General features: G+C 68.5%; 19 protein-coding genes and 1 riboswitch. Of the genes, 10 read left to right on the plus strand and 9 right to left on the minus strand.

All coding sequences use genetic code 11. The annotated features are described in order from the left end of the window. On the plus strand, positions 1-447 hold the full coding sequence (rplI, locus tag CLM62_RS46775; protein ID WP_095756004.1) for a 50S ribosomal protein L9: 447 nt from the start codon (positions 1-3) through the stop codon (positions 445-447). Between the two features lie 142 nt (positions 448-589). On the opposite strand, the gene CLM62_RS46780 is transcribed toward rplI, so the two are convergent. Next, positions 590-1,927, minus strand: a complete 1,338-nt coding sequence (locus tag CLM62_RS46780; protein ID WP_095756048.1) for an MATE family efflux transporter — start codon at positions 1,925-1,927, stop codon at positions 590-592. Positions 1,928-2,387: 460 nt separating this feature from the next. Here CLM62_RS46780 and dnaB point away from each other — a divergent pair, with 460 nt between their 5' ends. Beyond that, the gene (dnaB, locus tag CLM62_RS46785) at positions 2,388-3,866 is read left to right on the plus strand and encodes a replicative DNA helicase (protein WP_095756005.1); all 1,479 of its coding nucleotides are present in this window, start codon (positions 2,388-2,390) and stop codon (positions 3,864-3,866) included. Positions 3,867-3,928: 62 nt separating this feature from the next. Further along, positions 3,929-5,314 (plus strand): serine hydrolase, encoded by a 1,386-nt coding sequence (locus CLM62_RS46790; RefSeq protein ID WP_095756006.1) that lies wholly within the window; start codon positions 3,929-3,931, stop codon positions 5,312-5,314. 53 nt (positions 5,315-5,367) lie between these two features. On the opposite strand, the gene CLM62_RS46795 is transcribed toward CLM62_RS46790, so the two are convergent. Continuing rightward, the gene (locus tag CLM62_RS46795) at positions 5,368-5,805 is read right to left on the minus strand and encodes a GNAT family N-acetyltransferase (protein WP_257004499.1); all 438 of its coding nucleotides are present in this window, start codon (positions 5,803-5,805) and stop codon (positions 5,368-5,370) included. Between the two features lie 66 nt (positions 5,806-5,871). After that, on the minus strand, positions 5,872-6,738 hold the full coding sequence (locus CLM62_RS46800; protein ID WP_095756008.1) for a GNAT family N-acetyltransferase: 867 nt from the start codon (positions 6,736-6,738) through the stop codon (positions 5,872-5,874). A 190-nt stretch (positions 6,739-6,928) separates the two neighbouring features. On the opposite strand from CLM62_RS46800, the gene CLM62_RS46805 reads away from it, so the two are divergent. Beyond that, a complete protein-coding gene (locus tag CLM62_RS46805; protein ID WP_095756049.1) occupies positions 6,929-7,561 on the plus strand; it encodes an HAD family phosphatase in 633 nt (210 codons plus the stop codon). A 415-nt stretch (positions 7,562-7,976) separates the two neighbouring features. Beyond that, positions 7,977-9,644: a globin domain-containing protein gene (locus tag CLM62_RS46810; RefSeq protein WP_179382510.1), complete on the plus strand. Its 1,668-nt coding sequence runs from the start codon at positions 7,977-7,979 to the stop codon at positions 9,642-9,644. Between the two features lie 13 nt (positions 9,645-9,657). Here the strand turns inward: CLM62_RS46810 and CLM62_RS46815 are convergent, their stop codons facing one another. The 5 genes from CLM62_RS46815 to CLM62_RS46835 form a co-directional block, all read right to left on the minus strand. Beyond that, the gene (locus tag CLM62_RS46815) at positions 9,658-10,140 is read right to left on the minus strand and encodes an NUDIX domain-containing protein (protein WP_095756010.1); all 483 of its coding nucleotides are present in this window, start codon (positions 10,138-10,140) and stop codon (positions 9,658-9,660) included. 88 nt (positions 10,141-10,228) lie between these two features. Beyond that, positions 10,229-11,206, minus strand: coding sequence for a LysR family transcriptional regulator (locus CLM62_RS46820; protein ID WP_095756011.1), 978 nt, complete (start codon positions 11,204-11,206; stop codon positions 10,229-10,231). Positions 11,207-11,438: 232 nt separating this feature from the next. After that, positions 11,439-12,593 carry a cystathionine gamma-lyase gene (locus tag CLM62_RS46825; RefSeq protein WP_095756050.1) on the minus strand — a complete coding sequence of 385 codons (1,155 nt, stop codon included), beginning with the start codon at positions 12,591-12,593 and terminating at the stop codon, positions 11,439-11,441. A gap of 44 nt (positions 12,594-12,637) precedes the next feature. After that, complete coding sequence (locus CLM62_RS46830; RefSeq protein ID WP_095756012.1) at positions 12,638-13,129, minus strand: low molecular weight protein-tyrosine-phosphatase; 492 nt, start codon at positions 13,127-13,129, stop codon at positions 12,638-12,640. Positions 13,130-13,136: 7 nt separating this feature from the next. After that, positions 13,137-13,514, minus strand: a complete 378-nt coding sequence (locus tag CLM62_RS46835; RefSeq protein WP_095756013.1) for a phage holin family protein — start codon at positions 13,512-13,514, stop codon at positions 13,137-13,139. A 60-nt stretch (positions 13,515-13,574) separates the two neighbouring features. On the opposite strand from CLM62_RS46835, the gene CLM62_RS46840 reads away from it, so the two are divergent. From CLM62_RS46840 to CLM62_RS46855, 4 genes are all read left to right on the plus strand, one after another. Continuing rightward, positions 13,575-13,892 carry a cupin domain-containing protein gene (locus CLM62_RS46840; protein WP_095756014.1) on the plus strand — a complete coding sequence of 106 codons (318 nt, stop codon included), beginning with the start codon at positions 13,575-13,577 and terminating at the stop codon, positions 13,890-13,892. A gap of 149 nt (positions 13,893-14,041) precedes the next feature. After that, positions 14,042-14,254, plus strand: a complete 213-nt coding sequence (locus tag CLM62_RS46845; RefSeq protein WP_095756015.1) for a DUF5326 family protein — start codon at positions 14,042-14,044, stop codon at positions 14,252-14,254. Positions 14,255-14,593: 339 nt separating this feature from the next. Continuing rightward, positions 14,594-15,406, plus strand: a complete 813-nt coding sequence (locus CLM62_RS46850; RefSeq protein ID WP_373559257.1) for an IclR family transcriptional regulator — start codon at positions 14,594-14,596, stop codon at positions 15,404-15,406. Positions 15,407-15,505: 99 nt separating this feature from the next. Beyond that, positions 15,506-15,943 (plus strand): SsgA family sporulation/cell division regulator, encoded by a 438-nt coding sequence (locus CLM62_RS46855; RefSeq protein WP_095756016.1) that lies wholly within the window; start codon positions 15,506-15,508, stop codon positions 15,941-15,943. A gap of 229 nt (positions 15,944-16,172) precedes the next feature. Here CLM62_RS46855 and CLM62_RS46860 read toward each other — a convergent pair whose 3' ends face one another. After that, the gene (locus CLM62_RS46860) at positions 16,173-17,771 is read right to left on the minus strand and encodes a YibE/F family protein (protein ID WP_095756017.1); all 1,599 of its coding nucleotides are present in this window, start codon (positions 17,769-17,771) and stop codon (positions 16,173-16,175) included. Between the two features lie 71 nt (positions 17,772-17,842). Then, positions 17,843-18,032, plus strand: a riboswitch (TPP riboswitch). Here CLM62_RS46860 and thiC point away from each other — a divergent pair. Further along, the gene (thiC, locus tag CLM62_RS46865) at positions 18,025-19,842 is read left to right on the plus strand and encodes a phosphomethylpyrimidine synthase ThiC (protein ID WP_095756018.1); all 1,818 of its coding nucleotides are present in this window, start codon (positions 18,025-18,027) and stop codon (positions 19,840-19,842) included. (Overlaps the previous riboswitch by 8 nt.) Positions 19,843-19,944 lie beyond the last annotated feature (102 nt).

The raw sequence follows: 19,944 nt of genomic DNA on the forward strand, positions 1-19,944 counted from the left end.
ATGAAGATCATCCTCACCCACGAGGTCTCCGGCCTCGGTGCCGCGGGCGACGTCGTCGACGTCAAGGACGGTTACGCTCGCAACTACCTGATCCCGCGGAACTTCGCGATCCGTTGGACCAAGGGTGGCGAGAAGGACGTCGAGCAGATTCGTCGTGCTCGCAAGATCCACGAGATCCAGACCATCGAGCAGGCCAACGCTGTGAAGGCCCAGCTCGAGGGTGTCAAGGTTCGCCTGGCTGTCCGCTCCGGCGACGCTGGTCGTCTCTTCGGTTCCGTCACCCCGGCCGACATCGCTTCCGCGATCAAGGCTTCCGGTGGCCCCGAGGTCGACAAGCGCCGTATCGAGCTCGGCGCGCCGATCAAGACCCTGGGCGCGCACGAGACGTCCGTGCGTCTGCACCCCGAGGTTGCCGCCAAGGTCAACATCGAGGTCGTCGCGGCCTGATCGCTGCGCTCGGCTTGAACGCCGAGAAGGGGCTGTACCCGCAACGGTGCGGCCCCTTCCGCATGTCGGGGCCGGGCATGGGTGGTCATGTTTCACGTGAAACGGTCAGGGCGGTCGGACAAGAGGGTTTCACGTGAAACGGTCAGCGAGTCGCTCCTGTCACCAGCCAGCGGCCGGAGCGGGCACGCAGCCACAAGGTCAGCATGCGCACCGCCATCATCAGTGTCATGGCGGTCCAGATGGCTGTCAGTCCGCCGCCCAGGGCAGGCACGAGCAGGGCGGCCGGCGTGAAGACCGCCAGAGTGAGCAGCATCGCCCATGCCAGATAGGGGCCGTCGCCGGCGCCCATCAGGACTCCGTCCAAGACGTAGACGATGCCGCAGATCGGCTGCGCGAGAGCCACGATCACCAGAGCGGGCAGGGCGGCGTCCTTGACGACGGAGTCGCTGGTGAACAGCGGCAAGAACACCGGCCGAGCGATCACGACCAGGACGCCCAGCATGACACCCACCGCTATGCCCCACTCCACCATGCGGCGGCACGCTTGACGCGCACCCTGGGTGTCGCCGGCGCCGAGATACCGCCCGATGATGGCCTGGCCGGCGATGGCGATGGCGTCGAGAGCGAAGGCGAGCAGGCTCCACAGGGACAGAATGATTTGGTGCGCGGCGATGTCGGCATCACCGAGGCGGGCCGCGACGGCTGTGGCGATCATCAGGATCGCTCGCAGCGAGAGCGTGCGGACCAGCAGGGGAACGCCGGCTTGAGCGGATGCCCTGATCCCATCGGCGTCGGGGCGCAGTGAGGCACCGTGCCTGCGGGCGCCGCGGACAACCACTACGAGGTAGGCCGCGGCCATGCCGCACTGGGCGATGACGGTGCCCCAGGCGGAGCCCGCGATGCCGAGGTCGGCGCCGTAGACGAGGCCGACGTTGAGGGCGGCGTTGGCGACGAAGCCCGCGACGGCGACGTAGAGCGGTGTTCTGGTGTCCTGCAGGCCACGCAGCACTCCGGTCGCGGCGAGTACGACGAGCATGGCCGGGATGCCCAGTGCCGAGATCCGTAGATAGGTGGTCGCGTACCGGGACGCGGTGTCGGAGGCGCCGAAGAGGTCCACGATGGCCGGTGCCGTGGGCATGACGACGACGATGACGGCGGCGCCGAGCAACAAGGCCAGCCAGATGCCGTCCATGCCTTGGCGGATGGCGGCCGGCAGGTCGCCCGCGCCGACGCGTCGGGCGACGGCGGCGGTGGTGGCGTAGGCCAGGAAGACGAAGATGCTGACAGCAGTCATCAGGAGGGCGGATGCGACGCCGAGTCCTGCGAGTTGCGCGGTGCCGAGATGGCCCACGATCGCGCTGTCGGCCATGACGAAGAGGGGCTCGGCGACGAGTGCGCCGAAGGCCGGGACGGCCAGCGCGACGATCTCTCGGTCGTGCTGTCGCCGGTTGGCCCTGGGGGTCGCGGGAGCCTGTGTCATGAGCATCAATCTAATCGTCCACAGGTAATAGATGCAATGGCCGTGTGGCCCTTACTTGTGATCGCGTGTGGCGCACTCTTGTGCACCACCTGAAAGGATCTTGATCCGACTTGGGAAGTTTTTCTTCTGCACAGCCGGTGGACGGGAAAACCGCAGGTCAGGTCGTCTGTCGCGAAAAGTGCCGCAGCTTGTTCACAGGCCTGTCCACCGCGTCGTGCACAGGTTTTGCGGAGTTCTCCACAGCATCGGGGCCGTCGTCCACATGGCCTGTGGATAACCGGATTGGCTGACGGTGCCCGCGGGCCTACGGTTGTCCGGCGCCCACTCCGTCCGTCGGCTCGTGAATCACCACAAACCCGACGCGTCAGAACCGGAGTTGGGCGTCTCATTTGTCAGTGGCGTGCCGTAGAAAAGAGGGGCACGGCGAAGGTCCGCTCCGCGGACGGGAGGAGGTGGCTCGGTGAGCATTTCCGAGCCCTTGGACGACCCGTGGGCCGACAGCGGTCCCAGTGATCGTCTGCCCGCCTCCCGCCGCCGCAGCGACGGAGCCCCGGGGCGCGACGAGCAGCACGAGCGCGGCCGGGAGAGCGGCGCCTGGGACGGCGGCGGTGCGTCCTTCGAGCGCGTCCCCCCACAGGACCTCGACGCCGAACAGTCCGTTCTTGGTGGCATGCTCCTGTCCAAGGACGCCATCGCGGACGTCGTCGAGGTGCTCAAAGGCCACGACTTCTACAAGCCCGCACACGAGACGATCTTCCAGGCGATCCTCGACGTCTATGCGAAGGGCGAGCCGGCCGACCCCATCACGATCGCCGCCGAGCTCACCAAGCGTGGCGAGATCAACAAGGTCGGCGGGGCGTCGTATCTGCACACTCTTGTCCAGACCGTGCCGACGGCGGCCAACGCCGAGTACTACGCGGAGATCGTCCACGAGCGCGCGGTCCTGCGTCGGCTGGTCGAGGCCGGGACCCGCATCACGCAGATGGGGTACGCGGCCGACGACGACGTCGACGAGATCGTCAACCGGGCCCAGGCCGAGATCTACGCTGTCACCGAGCAGCGCACCAGCGAGGACTACCTGCCGCTCGGCGACATCATGGAGGGCGCACTCGACGAGATCGAGGCGATCGGCTCACGCAGTGGCGAGATGACCGGCGTCCCCACAGGGTTCACGGACTTCGACTCGCTCACCAACGGCCTGCACCCCGGCCAGATGATCGTCATCGCCGCCCGTCCCGCCATGGGCAAGTCCACGCTCGCGCTGGACTTCGCGCGCGCGGCATCGATCAAGAACAACCTCCCGAGCGTCATCTTCTCCCTCGAAATGGGCCGCAACGAGATCGCGATGCGTCTGCTGTCCGCCGAGGCCCGGGTCGCCCTGCATCACATGCGCTCAGGCACGATGACCGACGAGGACTGGACACGCCTGGCCCGAAGAATGCCGGACGTCTCGGCCGCCCCGCTCTACATCGACGACTCCCCGAACCTGTCGATGATGGAGATCCGCGCCAAGTGCCGACGCCTCAAGCAGCGCAACGACCTCAAGCTGGTCGTCATCGACTACCTCCAGCTGATGCAATCCGGCGGTTCCAAGCGTGCCGAGAGCCGTCAGCAGGAGGTCTCGGACATGTCCCGAAACCTCAAGCTGCTGGCCAAGGAGCTGGAGCTGCCGGTCATCGCGCTCTCCCAGCTCAACCGTGGCCCCGAGCAGCGCACGGACAAGAAGCCGATGGTCTCCGACCTGCGTGAATCCGGCTCCATCGAGCAGGACGCCGACATGGTCATCCTGCTGCACCGCGAGGACGCCTACGAGAAGGAGTCCCCACGTGCGGGCGAGGCCGACCTGATCGTGGCCAAGCACCGTAACGGCCCGACGGCGACGATCACGGTCGCCTTCCAGGGCCACTACTCACGCTTTGTGGACATGGCCCAGACCTGACCGGCCGCTCCGGGGCTAAATGAGCTCGACGCCCGAGTGCCCCACGGGATGGACTGGGGGGCATGACGACACCTCACGAAGAGCTGCTTCCCGGCACGAGTCGGGCGCTGCTGCACCGGATCGCCCTGACCCAGGCAGAAGGGCGGGCCCCCTCGCTCGTCGCTGCGGTCGTCCGGGACGGGCGAACCGTGTGGCACGGCGCGCGAACCTCGGTGGACGGGCATGGGCCGGATGAGAACGTGCAGTACCGGATCGGCTCGATCACCAAGACCTTCACCGCCGTTCTCGTCCTGCGGCTGCGTGACGAGGGCCTGCTGGATCTCGGTGACCCGCTGGAGAAGCATGTGCCGGGCACCGGCGCGGGGGAGGCCACCATCGCCGAACTGCTCGCTCACACGAGCGGATTGGCCGCCGAGTCACCCGCCCCGTGGTGGGAGCGCACCCCGGGATCCTTGCGGCCCGAACTCGCCGACGTACTGGGCGAGCAGCCCTTCCTGCACCCGGCCGGCCGTCGCTTCCACTACTCCAACCCCGGTTACACCCTGTTGGGCGCGCTCGTCGAAAAGCTGCGTGGGGCTCCGTGGGAGGAGGTATTGCGGCGCGAAGTGCTCGAACCTCTGGGCCTCGATCGTACGAGTACGCGACCGCAGGCGCCGCACGCGGGCGGCTGGGCGGTGCACCCCTGGGCCGATGTGCTGCTGCCCGAGCCCGCCGAGGACCTTGGTCGAATGGCTCCGGCCGGTCAACTCTGGTCCACCAGCGGTGACTTGGCGCGGTTCGCGGTCTTCCTGGCGAAGGGGGACGACCGGGTGCTGGGCGCTTCCACCGTGCGGGAGATGCGGATGCCCGCCGCGCCGGCCGAGGCCGCGGATGTCGCGGACGGCACGACGTACGGCCTCGGACTGCAGATCCAGCACCGGGACGGCCGGCTGCTCGTGGGGCACTCGGGTTCTCTGCCGGGCTTCCTGGCCAACCTCACCATCAGCGTGACGGACGACGTCGCGGCGGTGGTGCTGGCCAACTGCACCTCCGGCCCGCTGCTGTCGGCCGTAGGCGCCGATCTCGTACGGATCGTCGCGGAGGCCGAGCCGCGCATTCCTGATCCATGGCGGCCCTTGACCGAAGTCGACACCGCCTTCCTGGAGTTGGCGGGTCAGTGGTACTGGGGAACACATGCCTTCGCCCTGCGTCTGACGGCCGACGGACTCGTCTCACTGGAGCCTCTCTCCGGCAATGGCCGCCGCTCGAGGTTCCGGGTGAACGGTGACGGCACCTGGACGGGCCTGGAGGGCTATTACGCCGGGGAGCTCCTGAAGGCCGTACGACGTCCGGACGGGTCGGTGAGCCACCTGGACCTCGGGTCGTTCGTCCTGACGCGTCAGCCGTACGACGAGGGGGCTTCCGTGCCCGGTGGCGTGGACCCCGCGGGGTGGCGGGGCATCGGCTAGTCGCGGTCACGCGGCAAGGGTCCTGTTTCACGTGAAACAGGACCCTTGCCGGGTCACAGAGGGAGCTTGAAGCCCACGTGGGAAGCCGTGAAGCCGAGCCGCTCGTAGAAGCGGTGGGCGTCCGTGCGGGTGTTGTCGGAGGTGAGCTGGACCAGCCGGCAGTTCTGACGCCGGGATTCGTCGATCGCCCACTCGATCAACTGCGTACCCAGGCCACTGCCGCGCTCATCGGCGTGGACACGCACTCCCTCGATGATCGATCTGGTCGAGCCGCGCCGGGACAGCCCGAGAATGATCGTGAGTTGCAGTGTGCCGACGACACGGCCCTCGCGGACAGCGACGACCAGATGCTGGTTGGGGTCGGGCGTGAGGCGCTCCAGCGCCGCCAGATACCGTGTCAGGTCGTCCGGCGACTCACGCTGGGCGCCCAACGGGTCGTCGGCGAGCATGGTGACGATCGCGGGGACGTCCTCCGCCCTGGCGGGCCGTATCTCAAGATCTCCCGTGGCCGCACTCTATGCGGGTGTGCCCCACGTAGGCTCGGCGTCTGGAGCGTCTCAGGTCGCCGCCACCGTCACCGGAGCGAAGCGCCGGGTCCAGTCTCCGGGGAGTTCGGCGATGCCGTACGTCATGACCGCGTTGAAAGCGACGGACGCCAGTCCGTGCTCCTTCGCCCACACCAGCAATTCTTCGTGCCGTACGTCGATGTCGGTGCGCAGCGGGCGGTTGGTGTGGGCGGCGAGGGAAGCGAACAGAGCCTTGGCCGTCCGTGTGTCACGGGCGATCAGCGGGCCGACAACATGCGTGTCCATGTTGGGCCAGGCGGCCGCGTAGCCGATGATCCGGTCGCTTTCCTCGGCGACGCGCAACTGGTCGGCGAAGGCGGGCAGGCGGGTCACGATGTGCGTGCGATCGGCGCCGAACACCTCCTCGTCGAGACGGAGAATGGCGGTGAGATCCTCGGCGGTCGCCGCACGCGTGATGATCTCGGACTCCGGCTCACCAGCAGTGAAGCGCCCGCGCAGCATTTCGGCCCGGCCGGTGATCTTGAAGCCGAGTTCCTCATAGAGCGGGCGGCCGTACGGTGTCGCGTGCAGAGTCAGGGGTGTGGTGCCCATCGCCGAGACGATGTGACGCATCAGCCGGCGTCCGATCCCCTGGCGGGCATGCCGCTCGGCGACCAGCACCATGCCGATCGACCCGAGAACGGGGCGGTCGTGAGGGCCGTACTCGGTGACCACGCAGGCGCTGACGAGTCCGCCGTCGGGGTCGTCGATGCCGTAGCCCTTCCCGGCCGCGAGGAGAAAGCCCCACTTGTGCTCCTCGCGTGGCCACCCCCGGTCCTCGGACAAGTCAGCGCAGGCGGTGAGATCGCGAAGCGTCAGACGGCGAATGGGCAGAGCTGTGGAGGAAGGAGTCGGCACGCAAGTCAGGCTGTCCGACGGGTGCCCTCGACGTCCACCTGTTTCCGGGCGGACGTACGAGCTTTTGGCCATGTCATGGCCAACTGCACAGCCTGCGAACAGACGCGGTGTGTTTCACGTGAAACACCGGCGAACGGTGATGGTCCAGATGGCGATCGCGCTAGGAACCGCGCCCTCTAGCCTTACGGACATGGCGAGACTTCATCTCTTCGACCTCGACGGCACGTTGTTGCACAGAACCACCGCACCGGTGGAGATTTCCCGGCAACTCGGGTTGGAGGCCGAGGCGGTGGCGCTCGATCAGGCGATCGGAGCGGGACTGATCGGACCGCCCGAGTACGCGACGCAGGTGCACGCCCTCTGGGCGGAACTCACCGAGGTGCATGTGACAGCGGCCTTCGAAGGGGCTCCATGGCTTGCGCGTATCCGAGACGTGTGGGCGGAGATCAGGAAGAACGGCGACTACTGTGCCGTTGTGTCGCTCTCGCCCTCCTTCTTCGTGGAGCGGCTCACTGGCTGGGGCGCTCATGCGGCGTACGGATCCCGCTTTCCCGCCGTGCCCTTCACCGATCCTGTGGACCCGGCCGGCGTGCTGAGTGCCGCGGCCAAGGTCCTGATCGCCGACCGGTTGTGCGAGGAGTTCGGGCTGACGCGGGCCGACTGCATCGCGTATGGCGACTCGATGTCGGACAAGGACCTCTTCGGCGCGGTGCCGACCTCCGTCGCGATCAATGCGGACCGCCACCTGTCCGGTATCTCGACTCACTCCTACATGGGCCGGGATCTGTGGGAAGCCTATGAATTGGTGCGGCACGCCCGGTAATTGAAGGAATTGATGGTTCGCCCCCGCTCGCATTCGTGGCGGAGGAGGGGGGGACTTGTGTGCGGAGCAGTGGCCGGTATGGTCGACTCCGGTTCGTGTCAGGGTGGGGGAGCGTCGACTGGGCACCCTGTGCGTGCCGAGAGCGAGGCAATGCAGCTAACGGGACGGAGAGATCGAAGACCCGTATTTCCGGTTATGCGGCCGGGCATCCGTGCCGAGTGGGACGCTGCGGTGAGAGTGCTGCGGCCAATGTCACACTCTCGCCTTACTTGTCCGTACAGAGCCGGAACACGGGTTGAATGTGGCCACCTTGGCTGCGGGCACTAGGAAAGCAAGCCATCTGCGGGGGAAGCAGGCACCTCCCGACCGAGGAAGTGCGCAGACCGACCGAAAGATGTTCGAGGCGAGGCACACCATGGACGCTCCGACCACCACGTCGGCCGACAACGGCACTTCCGGCGGCGGGGGCGGCTGGTTCACGCCGCGCAAGAAGCCGGCAGCGACTTCCGGCAGCGAACAGGAGCCGGCCGAGGGCAGCCGTCTGGCCGCGATGCGCCCCGTGGGCAGGACCGCGACAGGCACCGACACGCATGCGTCGACAGAGGACACCGCACCACCCGCCTCGACGACCGACGACGCACGACAACCCACCTTGGCCAACGGCGAACCTCAGTCCACCGTGGCCGTCGGCGACGGACGGCCTTCCGGGGCGACCGCCGACGTACAACCCATCTCGACCGGCGAGCCCGCCCTGATACAGGCCTCCGCGATATCGCCTCCGATATCCGCCCAGACCCAAGCCCTGCCCGCTCAAGAGCCTCCCGCGTCGCCACCACCGGCCCAAGCGCCGCCCACCGAGCCCCCGCCCGCCGAACAGCGCGTGCCCGCCCAGCGCGCAGCCCCGCCCGGTGACGCCGCCCGGCCCGGTGACGCCGCCCGGCCCGGTGACGCCTCCCCGCCCGGTGACCCCTCCCCGGACGCCGTACTGATCCGACGGACCATGGCCGAGGTCGGCCCTGTCGCCGACAAGGTCACGTCGTACTTCTACGCGCTGCTCTTCGTGCGCTACCCCGACCTGAGATCGCTGTTCCCGGCCGCGATGGACACCCAGCGGGACCGCCTGCTCAAGGCGCTGCTCACCGCGGCCGAGCACATCGACAACACCGAGGTCCTCGTCGACTATCTGCAAAACCTCGGCCGCGGCCACCGCAAGTACGGCACCCGGGCCGAGCACTACCCGGCTGTCGGCGAGTGCCTCATCGGCGCCCTGAGTAAGTACGCCTCCGGCATCTGGACCGCGGAGACGGAGGCGGCCTGGATCCGGGCGTACACGACGATCTCGCAGGTCATGATCGACGCGGCGGCCGCGGACGAGCTGCGCGCCCCCGCCTGGTGGTACGCGGAGGTCGTGTCGCACGACCTCAGAACACAGGACGTCGCGGTCGTCACGGTCCGCCCCGACCAGCCCTACCCCTTCCTCGCCGGGCAGTACGCGAGCGTGGAGACGCCCTGGTGGCCGCGGATCTGGCGGCACTACTCCTTCGCCTCGGCCCCCCGTTCCGACGGGCTGCTGTCGTTCCATGTGAAGGCCGTCCCCGCAGGCTGGGTCTCCAACGCCCTGGTGCACCGCGCCCGGCCCGGCGACATCATCCGGCTCGGTCCGCCCGCCGGTTCGATGACCGTGGACCACACCACCGACAGCGGCCTGCTCTGTCTGGGCGGCGGCACCGGCATAGCCCCCATCAAGGCGCTCGTCGAGGACGTCGCCGAGCACGGCGAACGCCGCCCGGTCGAGGTGTTCTACGGCGCCCGCACCGACCACGACCTCTACGACATCGACACGATGCTCAGACTCCAGCAGTCCCACCCGTGGCTCTCGGTCCGCGCCGTCGTCGACCAGCAGGCGCACCTCCAGCTCCCCGACGCCATACGCGAGTACGGCCCGTGGAACGAGTACGACGCCTATCTCTCGGGCCCACCCGGAATGATCCGCAGCGGGGTCGACGCGCTCAGGGACATCGGCATCCCCTCGGAGCGCATACGCCACGACTCGGTGGAAGAGCTCGTCGCCACGGCTCAGTGACAGGTGCCGGACATCAGCCCAGGTCGGGGGCGTGCATGGCGCGTACACCCTCGATGTTGCCGTCCAGATAGTGCCGCAGCGACAGCGGTACGAGATGGACGGAGGCAATGCCGACGCGAGTGAACGGCACCCGGACGATCTCGTACTCGCCGATGGGCTCGTCCACCTCGGGACCGTGCCGCAGGGCCGGGTCCATGGACTCCAGTCGGCAGACGAAGAAGTGCTGCACCTTCACTCCGGTCGCGCCGCCGTCCTCGCCGATGTGCTCGACGGTGTCGACGAAGCACGGCACCACATCGGTGATCTTGGCGCCGAGTTCCTCGTACACCTCGCGGTGCAGGGCGTCGACGACGGTCGTGTCCTTCGGCTCGACCCCGCCGCCGGGGGTGAGCCAGTAGGGATCCATGCCGGGCTTGGTGCGCTTGATCAGGATCAGGTCGTCACCGTCCAGCAGAACGGCACGGGCGGTGCGCTTGACCACGGGTCGGACGGTCATGGGAGAAATGTGGCCCGGCTGGTTCCACGTGAAACATCGCGAAACGTCATCAGATGAGCTCACCGAGTGATCAGCCGAGAAGGAGGGCTCAGCACCAGTCGTCGGCCGCCCGCAGGAGCCACTCATGGGCCCGCGCGATATGCGGCATCGCCAGCGTGCCGGTGCGCACCACCAGGAAGTACGTCCGCAGCGGCGGCACCGCCGGATCGTGCAGCGCGACGACGTCACCACGCTCCAAGGCGGGTGCGCACAGATAGCGGGGCAGCACCGCGAGCCCGGCGCCCGCGGCCGCGCAGGCGAGGACCGCGCGCAGGTCGGGGACTATGACGGTGCCCGGGGCGGCCGGGCGGCAGTCGAAGACGGAAGCCCAGTAGCGGGAGACGAACGGCAGCGACTCGTGGACCTCGACCACGGGGACGTTCTCCAGCTCTGGTGCTCCCTTGATCAAAGGGACGTTCTCCGGGCACCGCGTCCCCTTGACGGTGGTGAGGGCGTCCAGAGCCCGCGCCCCCTTGTGGCGCTGCTCCCCGGAACCGAGCATCTCGGCCCAGCGTGGGGCGGCTATCAGAACGTGCTCTTCGTCGCAGAGCGCAGTCGCCGTGAGCAGGGCGCCGCGCGGACGGGCCGTGCTGATGGCCAGATCGTGATGCCCGGCGGCCAGTCCCTCCAGCACTTCCTCGGCGTTGCCGAAGGATGTGCGCAGGGCGAAGCCCTGGCCGTCCTCGCCGGTCAGCGCCGTGAGCGCGGGCAGCGCCCGCTCAGCGGTGAACTCGGGAGGCCCGGCGAGGTGCAGTGTCCGCAGGGAGGACTCGTCGTCGAGCCCGGTCTCGGCGATCTCCACCAGGGCGTCGAGATGTGGCGCGGCCTTGTGGGCGAGCTCGTCGCCGATGGTCGTCGGGGTCACCCCACGGGCCTGCCGCAGGAACAGAGGGCGACCCAGCTGCCGCTCCAGGGTGCGGATCTGCGAGGTGACGGCCGGCTGCGACAGGCCGAGCAAGGCGGCGGCGCGGGTGAAGGAGCCGGCCCGGTGCACCGTCACAAAGGTGCGCAGTAAGGCCAGGTCCATGGCGACGTCCTCCTCTTCTCTGCCCCCATCTCCCGGCCCCGAGGCAGGGCCCAACTATAAATATGTCGATAGGTCTCTGTCGCTACTGTGATTGGACACTGACACAGAGTCAACTAGCCTTGGTCGCGCGGTTCTTCGCGCGCAGAACCGAGGGCGGTCCGAGCCACGAGGGGGGAGGCTCGGACCGTCCGTTGTGCGTAGCCGGACACCGACCCGCGTGGGCGCCGGGCGGTCACTGCGCCGATGCGTCCAGCGCACGCAGCACATCCGCCACCAGGTCCTCGGGGTCCTCGGCACCGACCGAGAAGCGAATGAAGCCCTCCGGCACGTCGTCCCCGCCCCAGCGTCGACGCCGTTCGGCGGTGGATCGCACCCCGCCGAAGCTGGTCGCGTCGTCCACGAGCCGCAGTGCGTCGAGGAAGCGCTCGGCACGCGCGCGTGTGGGCAGCGTGAAGGAGACCACGCACCCATAGCGCCGCATCTGCTGCGCGGCGATCTTGTGCGAGGGGTCGTCGGGCAGCCCCGGATAACGCAGCCCGGTCACCTCGGGCCGCTCCCGCAGCACCTCGGCAAGCATCAGGGCATTCGCGTTCTGCCGGTCGACGCGCAGCTGGAGGGTGGCGATCGAACGATGCGCGAGCCAGGCCTCCATGGGCCCCGGAATCGCCCCGACGATCTTGCGCCAACGGCGTACGGCGGCCATGGCCTCGGCGTCGCGGCCGGTGACGTATCCCAGGAGGATGTCGCCGTGTCCCGTCAGCTGCTTGGTGCCGCTGGCCACGGAGAAGTCGGCGCCGAGCTCCAGCGGTCGCTGCCCAAGGGGCGTAGCGAGCGTGTTGTCGACGGCGACGAGGGCGCCACGCGCGTGTGCCGCCTCGCCGAGCCGCCGGATGTCGCAGACGTCGAGCCCCGGGTTCGACGGGCTCTCGATCCACAGCAGCTTCGCGCCGTCGAGGACGTCGAGCTGGGCGTCGCCGCCGGTCGGCGCGGTGCGCACCTCGATGCCGTACGCCTCCAGTTGGGCGCGCGCCAGGGGCAGCGCCTGGTAGCCGTCGCTGGGCAGGACAACCGCGTCGCCGGCGCGCAGCTGCGAGAAGAGCACCGAGGAGGTGGCGGCCATGCCCGAGGCGAACACGAGCGTTTCGACGCCGTCCTGCCCGGGTGTCTCCAACTCGCCGATGGCGCGCTCCAGCAGGGTCCAGGTCGGGTTGTCGTCGCGGCCGTAGCCGTACGGACCCGTCACCTCACCCGGCAGATGGAAATGGGCGGCGAACACCGGACCGGGCAGGGTCGGCTCGTGCTTGACCGGCTCGGGCAGCCCGGCCCGCACCGCGCGCGTGCCGTCGCCGCCGGCGGGAAGCGGCCCCTGCTCACTCGTACCGCTCATGCCGTCACCGCTGTCGGAAGGCAGCCCCTGCCCAGTCGTACGGCTCATGCCGCCCGTCCCTCCACGTGCTCACGTACCGCGGCGAGCAGGCCGTCGCTCGCCGCCTCCACCATCTCAAGGCACTCCTCGAAGCCGTCCAGGCCCCCGTAGTACGGGTCCGGTACGTCGAGGTCGGCGCCCGCGGAGGAGTCGTACGAACGGAGCAGCCGCACCTTCTGCGCGTCCTCCGCGGAGGGCGCCAGGCGGCGCAGAGCCCTGAGATGGCCGGCGTCGAGGGCGATGACGAGGTCGAGGCGGGAGAACCAGGAGACCTGGAACTGCCGGGCGGTGTGCTCGCTGTCGTAGCCGTTGTTCCCCAGGACCGTGACGGTGCGTGGGTCGGCGCCGTCGCCCTCGTGCCAGCCGCCCGTGCCCGCGCTGTCGACCTCGACCAGGCCGTCCAGCCCGGCCTCCTGGATGCGGGCACGGAAGACGGACTCGGCCATCGGGGAGCGGCAGATGTTGCCGGTGCAGACGAAGCAGACGCGGTAGGTCATGGGGCGCTCAGTCCCCGTCGGGTAGGACGACGTTCAGTGCCCAGGACACGATCGAGATGATCAGGCCACCGACGACGGCGGTCCAGAAGCCCTCGACGTGGAAGCTCAGGTCCAGCTTGTCGGCCAGCCACGATGTGAGCAGCAGCATCAGCGCGTTCACGACCAGGGTGATCAGGCCGAGCGTGAGGATGAACAGCGGGAAGGTCAGCACCTTCACCACCGGCTTGACCAGGAAGTTCACCAGACCGAAGACCAGGGCGACGAGGATCAGTGTCCAGACCTTTTTGCCCGTGCTGTCACCGGTCAGGGTGATCTTGTCGAGCAGCCATACGGCGACCGCCAGGGCGCCCGCGTTGGCGATCGTCTTGACTACGAAATTCTTCATGTGTCTGATCGTGGCAGACGAGATCGGCTACGAGCAGTGGGACAAGGGCGGACGAGGGCGATGAAGGCATTCCGGCTGGATGAACTGGAGGCGGAACGCGCCGCCAATGAGGGTGCCTACCTGCAGTTTCTGCGGGAGCGGAACATGTCCGTCGGCCTGTACGCACTCGACGCGGGCGAGCATGATCCACAGAAGCCGCACAATCAGGACGAGGTCTACTTCATTGTGAGCGGCCGTGCCGCGATCACCGTAGGACTGGAGACCACCCAGGTGGCCCGCGGCAGCGTGGTGTACGTGCCGGCCGGCGTCGCACACAAGTTCCACCACATCAGCGAGGACCTCCGGGTCCTGGTGGTGTTCTCTCCCCCGGAGAGCTGACCTGCGACCTCGGGGTTCCCTAGGGGATCAGTCAGGGGCGGACAAGGGATGCGAGGCCCCCGTTGGACCCCCTCCTCGCCCTAGCATCGAGTGCAGGACATCGGAAGATCCGGCACCAGGAGTGCCGGGCACCAGAGAGGTAAAGGGCGATGCGAGAGATCTTCGCGGGACTGCCGTGGTGGGTGAAGTGGGTCGCGGTGCCGGTCATCGCCCTGGTTGTGTTCGGCGGCCTGATAGCCAGTGTGGTCGGCTTCGTCATCGGACTGCTCTTCAAGGTGCTGGTCTTTGTGGCACTGGTCGGCGGACTGATCTACGTCGTACGCAAGTTCACGACGAGCTCCTCCTCACGGAGCGACTGGTGAGCGACCGGGGCGAGCGGTGAGCGATGCGCCCGGGACAACCGGCGATCGGTAACAGGAATCACCGGTTCCCTCGCGCGAGGGAAATCTCCCGGCCAGGCCGTCTGCGAGCGGTGGCGGACGATTAGAGTCCGGAACTCGACGCGGGGACGACGACCCCGCGAGCGGCGTACGTCCCCTCCCGTGTCCCCCCACACGGGATGCCCCCTCGCGCTTCGGGAGTGATCCTTGGCCACGGTCGACACCGCATCCGCGGAGCCCCCCGTACCCACCGCAATCGCCCAACCCGCCGTTCCGGCTCAAGGAGCCCGCATCCGGCCTCCCGAGCGGCCCGCACCGCCCGTGCGGTCCCCCTCGCCGTCGCCTCCCGCGCAGCGGCAGGCGACGGAATCCCCCGCACAGCCGCACTCGGCGACCCTCATCAGTTCCGTGCAGCGCGCGATGCGCTTGCTGGAATCCGTCGCCGAGCACGTGCACGGAGCACCGGCCAAACAACTGGCCCGTGAGACGGGACTGGCGCTCCCCACGGCGTACCACCTGCTGCGCACCCTCGTGTTCGAGGGCTATCTGCGCCGTGAGAAAGGGCTGTTCTTCCTCGGTGAGGCGGCCGTGCGGCTGGGCAGCAGCGGAGCACAGCAGAAACGTCGCAGCATGGTCGCCGACACGCTCGCCTGCTGGCGCGACGCCATCGGCGTACCCGTGTACTACGCGATGTACCGCGACGGCGAGATCGAGGTCATGTGCGTCTCCGACAGCCCGGGCTGTCCGGCGGTGGAGGAATGGGCCGACTTCCGTGAGACCGGGCACGCGCACGCCATCGGTCAGTGCCTGCTGGCCCAGCTGGACGAGGACGCCCGCCGCGACCACCTCGACCGTTACCCCGTGCAGTCCATCACCCCGTACACGGTGCGTGACAGTCACAGCCTGCTCAGGCGGCTCGAACGCATGCCGCGGATGGAGCCGGTGACGGAGCGGCAGGAGTACGCCTTGGGCACGGTGTGCGCCGCGATCCCGATCACGGTGGGCAACACGGCCGCGACGATGGCCATTTCCCTGCCGGCTCATCAGGCCGACCGGCTCCCGGCGGCCACGCAGCAGTTGCAGAGTGCGGTGGGGCGGCTCCTGGGGTCTCTCGCGCTCTCTATCAGTATCTGAAAACTCACTCCTTGTGATCTCTCGTGTACGTTCAGCAAGATGCCAGCAGTGTCAGAGGGGTCATTCCCAGCCAGTCGACGGCAAGTGACGGGATAGGCAATGGGCGAGTCCGTACAGGCAGAGGTCATGATGAGCTTTCTCGTGTCCGAGGAGCTCTCCTTCCGCATCTCGGTGGAGCTGCGCTACGAGACCTGCGATCCCTATGCCGTGCGGCTGACCTTCCACCTGCCGGGCGATGCCCCGGTGACGTGGGCCTTCGGCCGTGAGTTGCTGATCGACGGTCTGGGTCGGCCTTGCGGCGACGGGGACGTAAGGGTCTCGCCCGCCGATCCCGACGGGCTGGGCGAAGTACTGATCCGGCTTCAGGTCGGCGGAGACCAGGCCCTGTTCCGCTCGTCCACGGCCCCGCTCGTCGCTTTCCTCGACCGCACCGACAGGCTGGTGCCGTTGGGCCAGGAGGGTGCTCTCGGCGACTTCGACGCCCATCTCGACGAGGCTCTGGACCGCATCCTGGCGGAGGAGCAGAGCACGGGCTGAAGCGTTACAGCAGCGACCTGGCGGAACGCTTCGCCACGGTCGCGGAGCTGTGCAGTAACGCTTCCGCTTGCCATGAGCGGGCGGTTGCGGGATCCGCAGTGTGGGGCGGGTCGACGGCCTGGGCGCGGTCGTGAGATCGCGCGGGGCCGGTCGGGTGGTGGCGCGGGCTCGTTCGGATGATGGCGCGGGCTCAGCCGGGTGATGGCCGGACCGACCGCCCTCGAGCGTGTCAGCGCCTGCGGCGTCGGCCCTTCCCGCCGCGCGCCGGAGCGGGGCGGGCACCGGTCGTCGCCGTCCCCGCCGCTCCCGTCGCTGCCGCAGTGGCCGCCTCCTTCTCCGCCCCCGACCGGTCGGCCGAGACCACCAGGGCCGCCAGTGCGGTAGTGACCGGCACCGAGGCGACCAGGCCGATCGAGCCCACCAGCGTGCGCACGATCTCCTCCGCCACCAACTCGCTGTTGGCGACCGTCCCCACGCTGCTCTGAGCGATCGAGAACAGCAGCAGCAGCGGCAGCGCGGCGCCCGCGTAGGCGAGGACCAGCGTGTTGACGACGGACGCGATGTGGTCACGGCCGATGCGGATGCCCGCCCGGTACAGCCCGCGCCAGCCCATCGTCGGATTGGCATCGTGCAACTCCCAGACCGCCGACGTCTGGGTAACCGTCACGTCGTCGAGGACACCGAGCGAGCCGATGATGACGCCGGCGAGCAGCAGACCGCTCATGTCGATCGACGGATACAGGCCGTGGATCAGACCGGTGTTGTCGTCCGTGTTACCGGTGAGCGCGGCCCAGCCGATGAACAGCGAGCCGAGGACGCCGATCAGCAGCAGGGAGATCAGCGTGCCGAGCACGGCCACGGACGTACGGGCCGAGAGCCCGTGACACAGGTACAGGGCGATCAGCATGATGGCGCTGGATCCGACCACCGCCACGACCAGCGGGTTCGAGCCCTGCAGGATCGCGGGCAGGATGAAGAAGTTCAGGATCAGGAAACTCATGGCGAGTGCGATCAGCGCCATCACACCGCGCAGTCGGCCCACCACCACGACGGCGAGAGCGAAGATGCCGGCGAGCAGGGCCATCGGCAGCCGGCGGTTCACGTCGGTGACCGAGTACTGCAGGTCCTTCGGCGCGGAGGGCTCGTAGGCGACCACGACCTCCTGGCCCTCGTGCAGCTGTCGGGACTGGTCCGGCTGCACGATCTCGGTGAACGTGCGGCCCTTGTCCTTGCCGGTGTCGACCCGGACCGTCGCCTTCTTGCAGGTGCCGTTCGCCTGTTGCACCGCGGAGGAACCCTCGGCGGTGGAGGTGTCGCCGGTCGGCGGGACCCCCGAGGCGTTGACGTCCTTGCAGCTCACCTCGACCACCTTGGTGACGGTGGCCTGCTGCGTCTGCCGGTCGAAGCCGACGCCCGTGCGCTCGTGGGGAGGGGCACCACCGGGCCACAGCACCGCGAGCCCGACCAGCACTGCCGCGGCGAACGGGATGAGTACCGCCGCGATGACCTTGCGCAGGTGCTTGGAGACGGGGGCCGCCGGGCCATGACTGTGCGAGTGACCGTGCCCGCCACCAGGGCCTTGGCCGCCACCGCCCCCCGGACCGTGGCCGCCACCGCCACCGCCACCGCCCTCGTCACCGGAACCGTGGCCGTGCCCGCCAGCAGCTCCTGGCCCGGGGCCGGGGCCGTGTCCACCGGGACCAGGGCCGCCTCCACGGCCCTCTCCAGGGCCGTCCTCCCAGCGATCTCCCTGGCCGTGGCCGTTTCCGGAGCCGGGTCCGCGGGGCGGCTCCGGCGGTGGGTACGGGGGCTGATGTGTCGTGGTCACCGACCGATCATCGCAAGAACGACAGGGGCCCTCTGGTCACCGCGCCCGAATTGCCGCTAGCGTGGAGCCACCTTTGTACACGCGGGAGCTCGGAGCACCGGGCTGAGAGGGCGCTGACCTCCGTCCCAGCCATGTTTCACATGAAACATCGCCCGAAGCGAGTGATGTTTCCCACGAAACACCGGCAGACGGAAACCGCTGCGTCGACCGCCGAACCTGTTACCGGGTAATGCCGGCGTAGGGAGTAGGTCTCATGACCAACAGGGACACACGCACGCCTGCCTCCACGCAGACACCGCAGAATCCGACGGCCGCGCCGCCGGAGACCGCGACGAACGGGGAGGCCGGGAAGTCCATCGGGTGGCACAAGGCGTACGTCGAGGGCTCACGCCCCGATCTGCGGGTGCCGGTCCGCCAGGTGCACCTCACCAACGGGCAGTCGGTCACGCTGTACGACACATCCGGCCCGTACACCGATCCGCTCCTCGAGACCGATGTCCGCAGGGGCCTGCCGCCGCTACGGGAGAACTGGATCATCGCCCGCGGCGACACCGAGGAATACGCGGGCCGCCCCGTCCGCCCCGAGGACGACGGGATCAAGCACACCTCGCCGCGCGGTGGCCTGCGCAACCTTGACGCGGTCTTCCCGGGGCGGCCGCGCCAGCCGCGCCGCGGCCGTGACGGTAAGGCGGTCACGCAGCTCGCGTACGCGCGCCGGGGGGAGATCACGCCCGAGATGGAGTTCGTGGCCGTCCGGGAGAACGTTTCACCCGAGGTCGTACGGGAGGAGATCGCGGCGGGCCGGGCCGTGCTGCCGGCCAACGTCAACCACCCGGAGATCGAGCCGATGATCATCGGCAAGCGGTTCCTGGTGAAGGTCAACGCCAACATCGGCAACTCCGCGGTGACGTCCTCCATCGAGGAGGAGGTCGAGAAGATGACCTGGGCGACCCGCTGGGGCGCCGACACGGTCATGGACCTGTCCACCGGCCGCAACATCCACACCACGCGCGAGTGGGTGCTGCGCAACTCCCCCGTCCCCATCGGCACCGTGCCGCTCTACCAGGCCCTGGAGAAGGTCGACGGCAAGGCCGAGGAACTGACCTGGGAGATCTACAAGGACACGGTCGTCGAACAGGCCGAGCAGGGCGTGGACTACATGACGGTCCACGCGGGCGTGCGCCTGCCGTTCGTGCCGCTGACCGCGAACCGCAAGACGGGCATCGTCTCGCGTGGTGGCTCGATCATGGCCGCGTGGTGCCTCGCGCACCACAAGGAGAGCTTCCTGTACGAGAACTTCGAGGAACTCTGCGAGATCCTCGCCGCCTACGACGTCACGTACTCGCTGGGCGACGGCCTCAGGCCGGGTTCGATCGCGGACGCCAACGACGAGGCGCAGTTCGCGGAACTGCGAACGCTCGGGGAACTCAACCGGATCGCGAAGCGTTTCAACGTTCAGACCATGATCGAGGGCCCGGGCCATGTCCCGATGCACAAGATCAAGGAGAACATCGACCTTCAGCAGGAGATCTGTGATGAAGCTCCGTTCTATACGCTCGGCCCGCTGACGACGGACGTCGCGCCGGCGTACGACCACATCACCTCCGGCATCGGTGCCGCGATGATCGCCTGGTGGGGCACGGCGATGCTCTGCTATGTCACGCCCAAGGAGCACTTGGGTCTGCCCAATCGTGACGACGTCAAGACGGGCGTCATCACCTACAAGATCGCCGCCCACGCAGCCGACATCGCCAAGGGACATCCAGGTGCGCAGGAGTGGGACGACGCACTGTCGGACGCCCGCTTCGAGTTCCGGTGGGAGGACCAGTTCAACCTCGCCCTCGACCCGGACACGGCACGTGAGTTCCACGACGAGACGCTGCCTGCCGAACCCGCCAAGACAGCCCACTTCTGCTCGATGTGTGGGCCCAAGTTCTGCAGCATGAAGATCTCCCAGGACATCCGCCGTCAGCACGGTGGGAGTCAGCACGAGATCGAGGAGGGCATGGCTCAGAAGTCGAAGGAGTTCGCGGCGGCGGGCAACCGCGTGTACCTGCCGATCGCGGACTGACGGCGACGTCCTGATCGCGGACGGCCGGGTCGCGAGCACAGGCGCTGATGTCCTGACCGCAGGCGCCCGAGGCCGGGTCTTCGGCTTGCGCTCCCCTGGCGG

It is taken from the genome of Streptomyces sp. SA15, assembly GCF_002291145.1.
GTDB lineage: Bacteria > Actinomycetota > Actinomycetes > Streptomycetales > Streptomycetaceae > Streptomyces.

Bases quoted from the DNA above. Each gene is read 5' to 3' on its own strand.
- rplI (WP_095756004.1), top strand. From the start codon at position 1: ATGAAGATCATCCTCACCCACGAGGTCTCCGGCCTCGGTGCCGCGGGC.
- CLM62_RS46790 (WP_095756006.1), top strand. From the start codon at position 3,929: ATGACGACACCTCACGAAGAGCTGCTTCCCGGCACGAGTCGGGCGCTG.
- CLM62_RS46815 (WP_095756010.1), bottom strand. From the start codon at position 10,140: ATGACCGTCCGACCCGTGGTCAAGCGCACCGCCCGTGCCGTTCTGCTG.
- CLM62_RS46825 (WP_095756050.1), bottom strand. From the start codon at position 12,593: ATGAGCGGTACGAGTGAGCAGGGGCCGCTTCCCGCCGGCGGCGACGGC.
- CLM62_RS46805 (WP_095756049.1), top strand. From the start codon at position 6,929: ATGGCGAGACTTCATCTCTTCGACCTCGACGGCACGTTGTTGCACAGA.
- CLM62_RS46810 (WP_179382510.1), top strand. From the start codon at position 7,977: ATGGACGCTCCGACCACCACGTCGGCCGACAACGGCACTTCCGGCGGC.
- CLM62_RS46840 (WP_095756014.1), top strand. From the start codon at position 13,575: ATGAAGGCATTCCGGCTGGATGAACTGGAGGCGGAACGCGCCGCCAAT.
- CLM62_RS46830 (WP_095756012.1), bottom strand. From the start codon at position 13,129: ATGACCTACCGCGTCTGCTTCGTCTGCACCGGCAACATCTGCCGCTCC.
- CLM62_RS46835 (WP_095756013.1), bottom strand. From the start codon at position 13,514: ATGAAGAATTTCGTAGTCAAGACGATCGCCAACGCGGGCGCCCTGGCG.
- CLM62_RS46780 (WP_095756048.1), bottom strand. From the start codon at position 1,927: ATGACACAGGCTCCCGCGACCCCCAGGGCCAACCGGCGACAGCACGAC.
- CLM62_RS46820 (WP_095756011.1), bottom strand. From the start codon at position 11,206: ATGGACCTGGCCTTACTGCGCACCTTTGTGACGGTGCACCGGGCCGGC.
- CLM62_RS46845 (WP_095756015.1), top strand. From the start codon at position 14,042: ATGCGAGAGATCTTCGCGGGACTGCCGTGGTGGGTGAAGTGGGTCGCG.
- CLM62_RS46855 (WP_095756016.1), top strand. From the start codon at position 15,506: ATGGGCGAGTCCGTACAGGCAGAGGTCATGATGAGCTTTCTCGTGTCC.
- thiC (WP_095756018.1), top strand. From the start codon at position 18,025: ATGACCAACAGGGACACACGCACGCCTGCCTCCACGCAGACACCGCAG.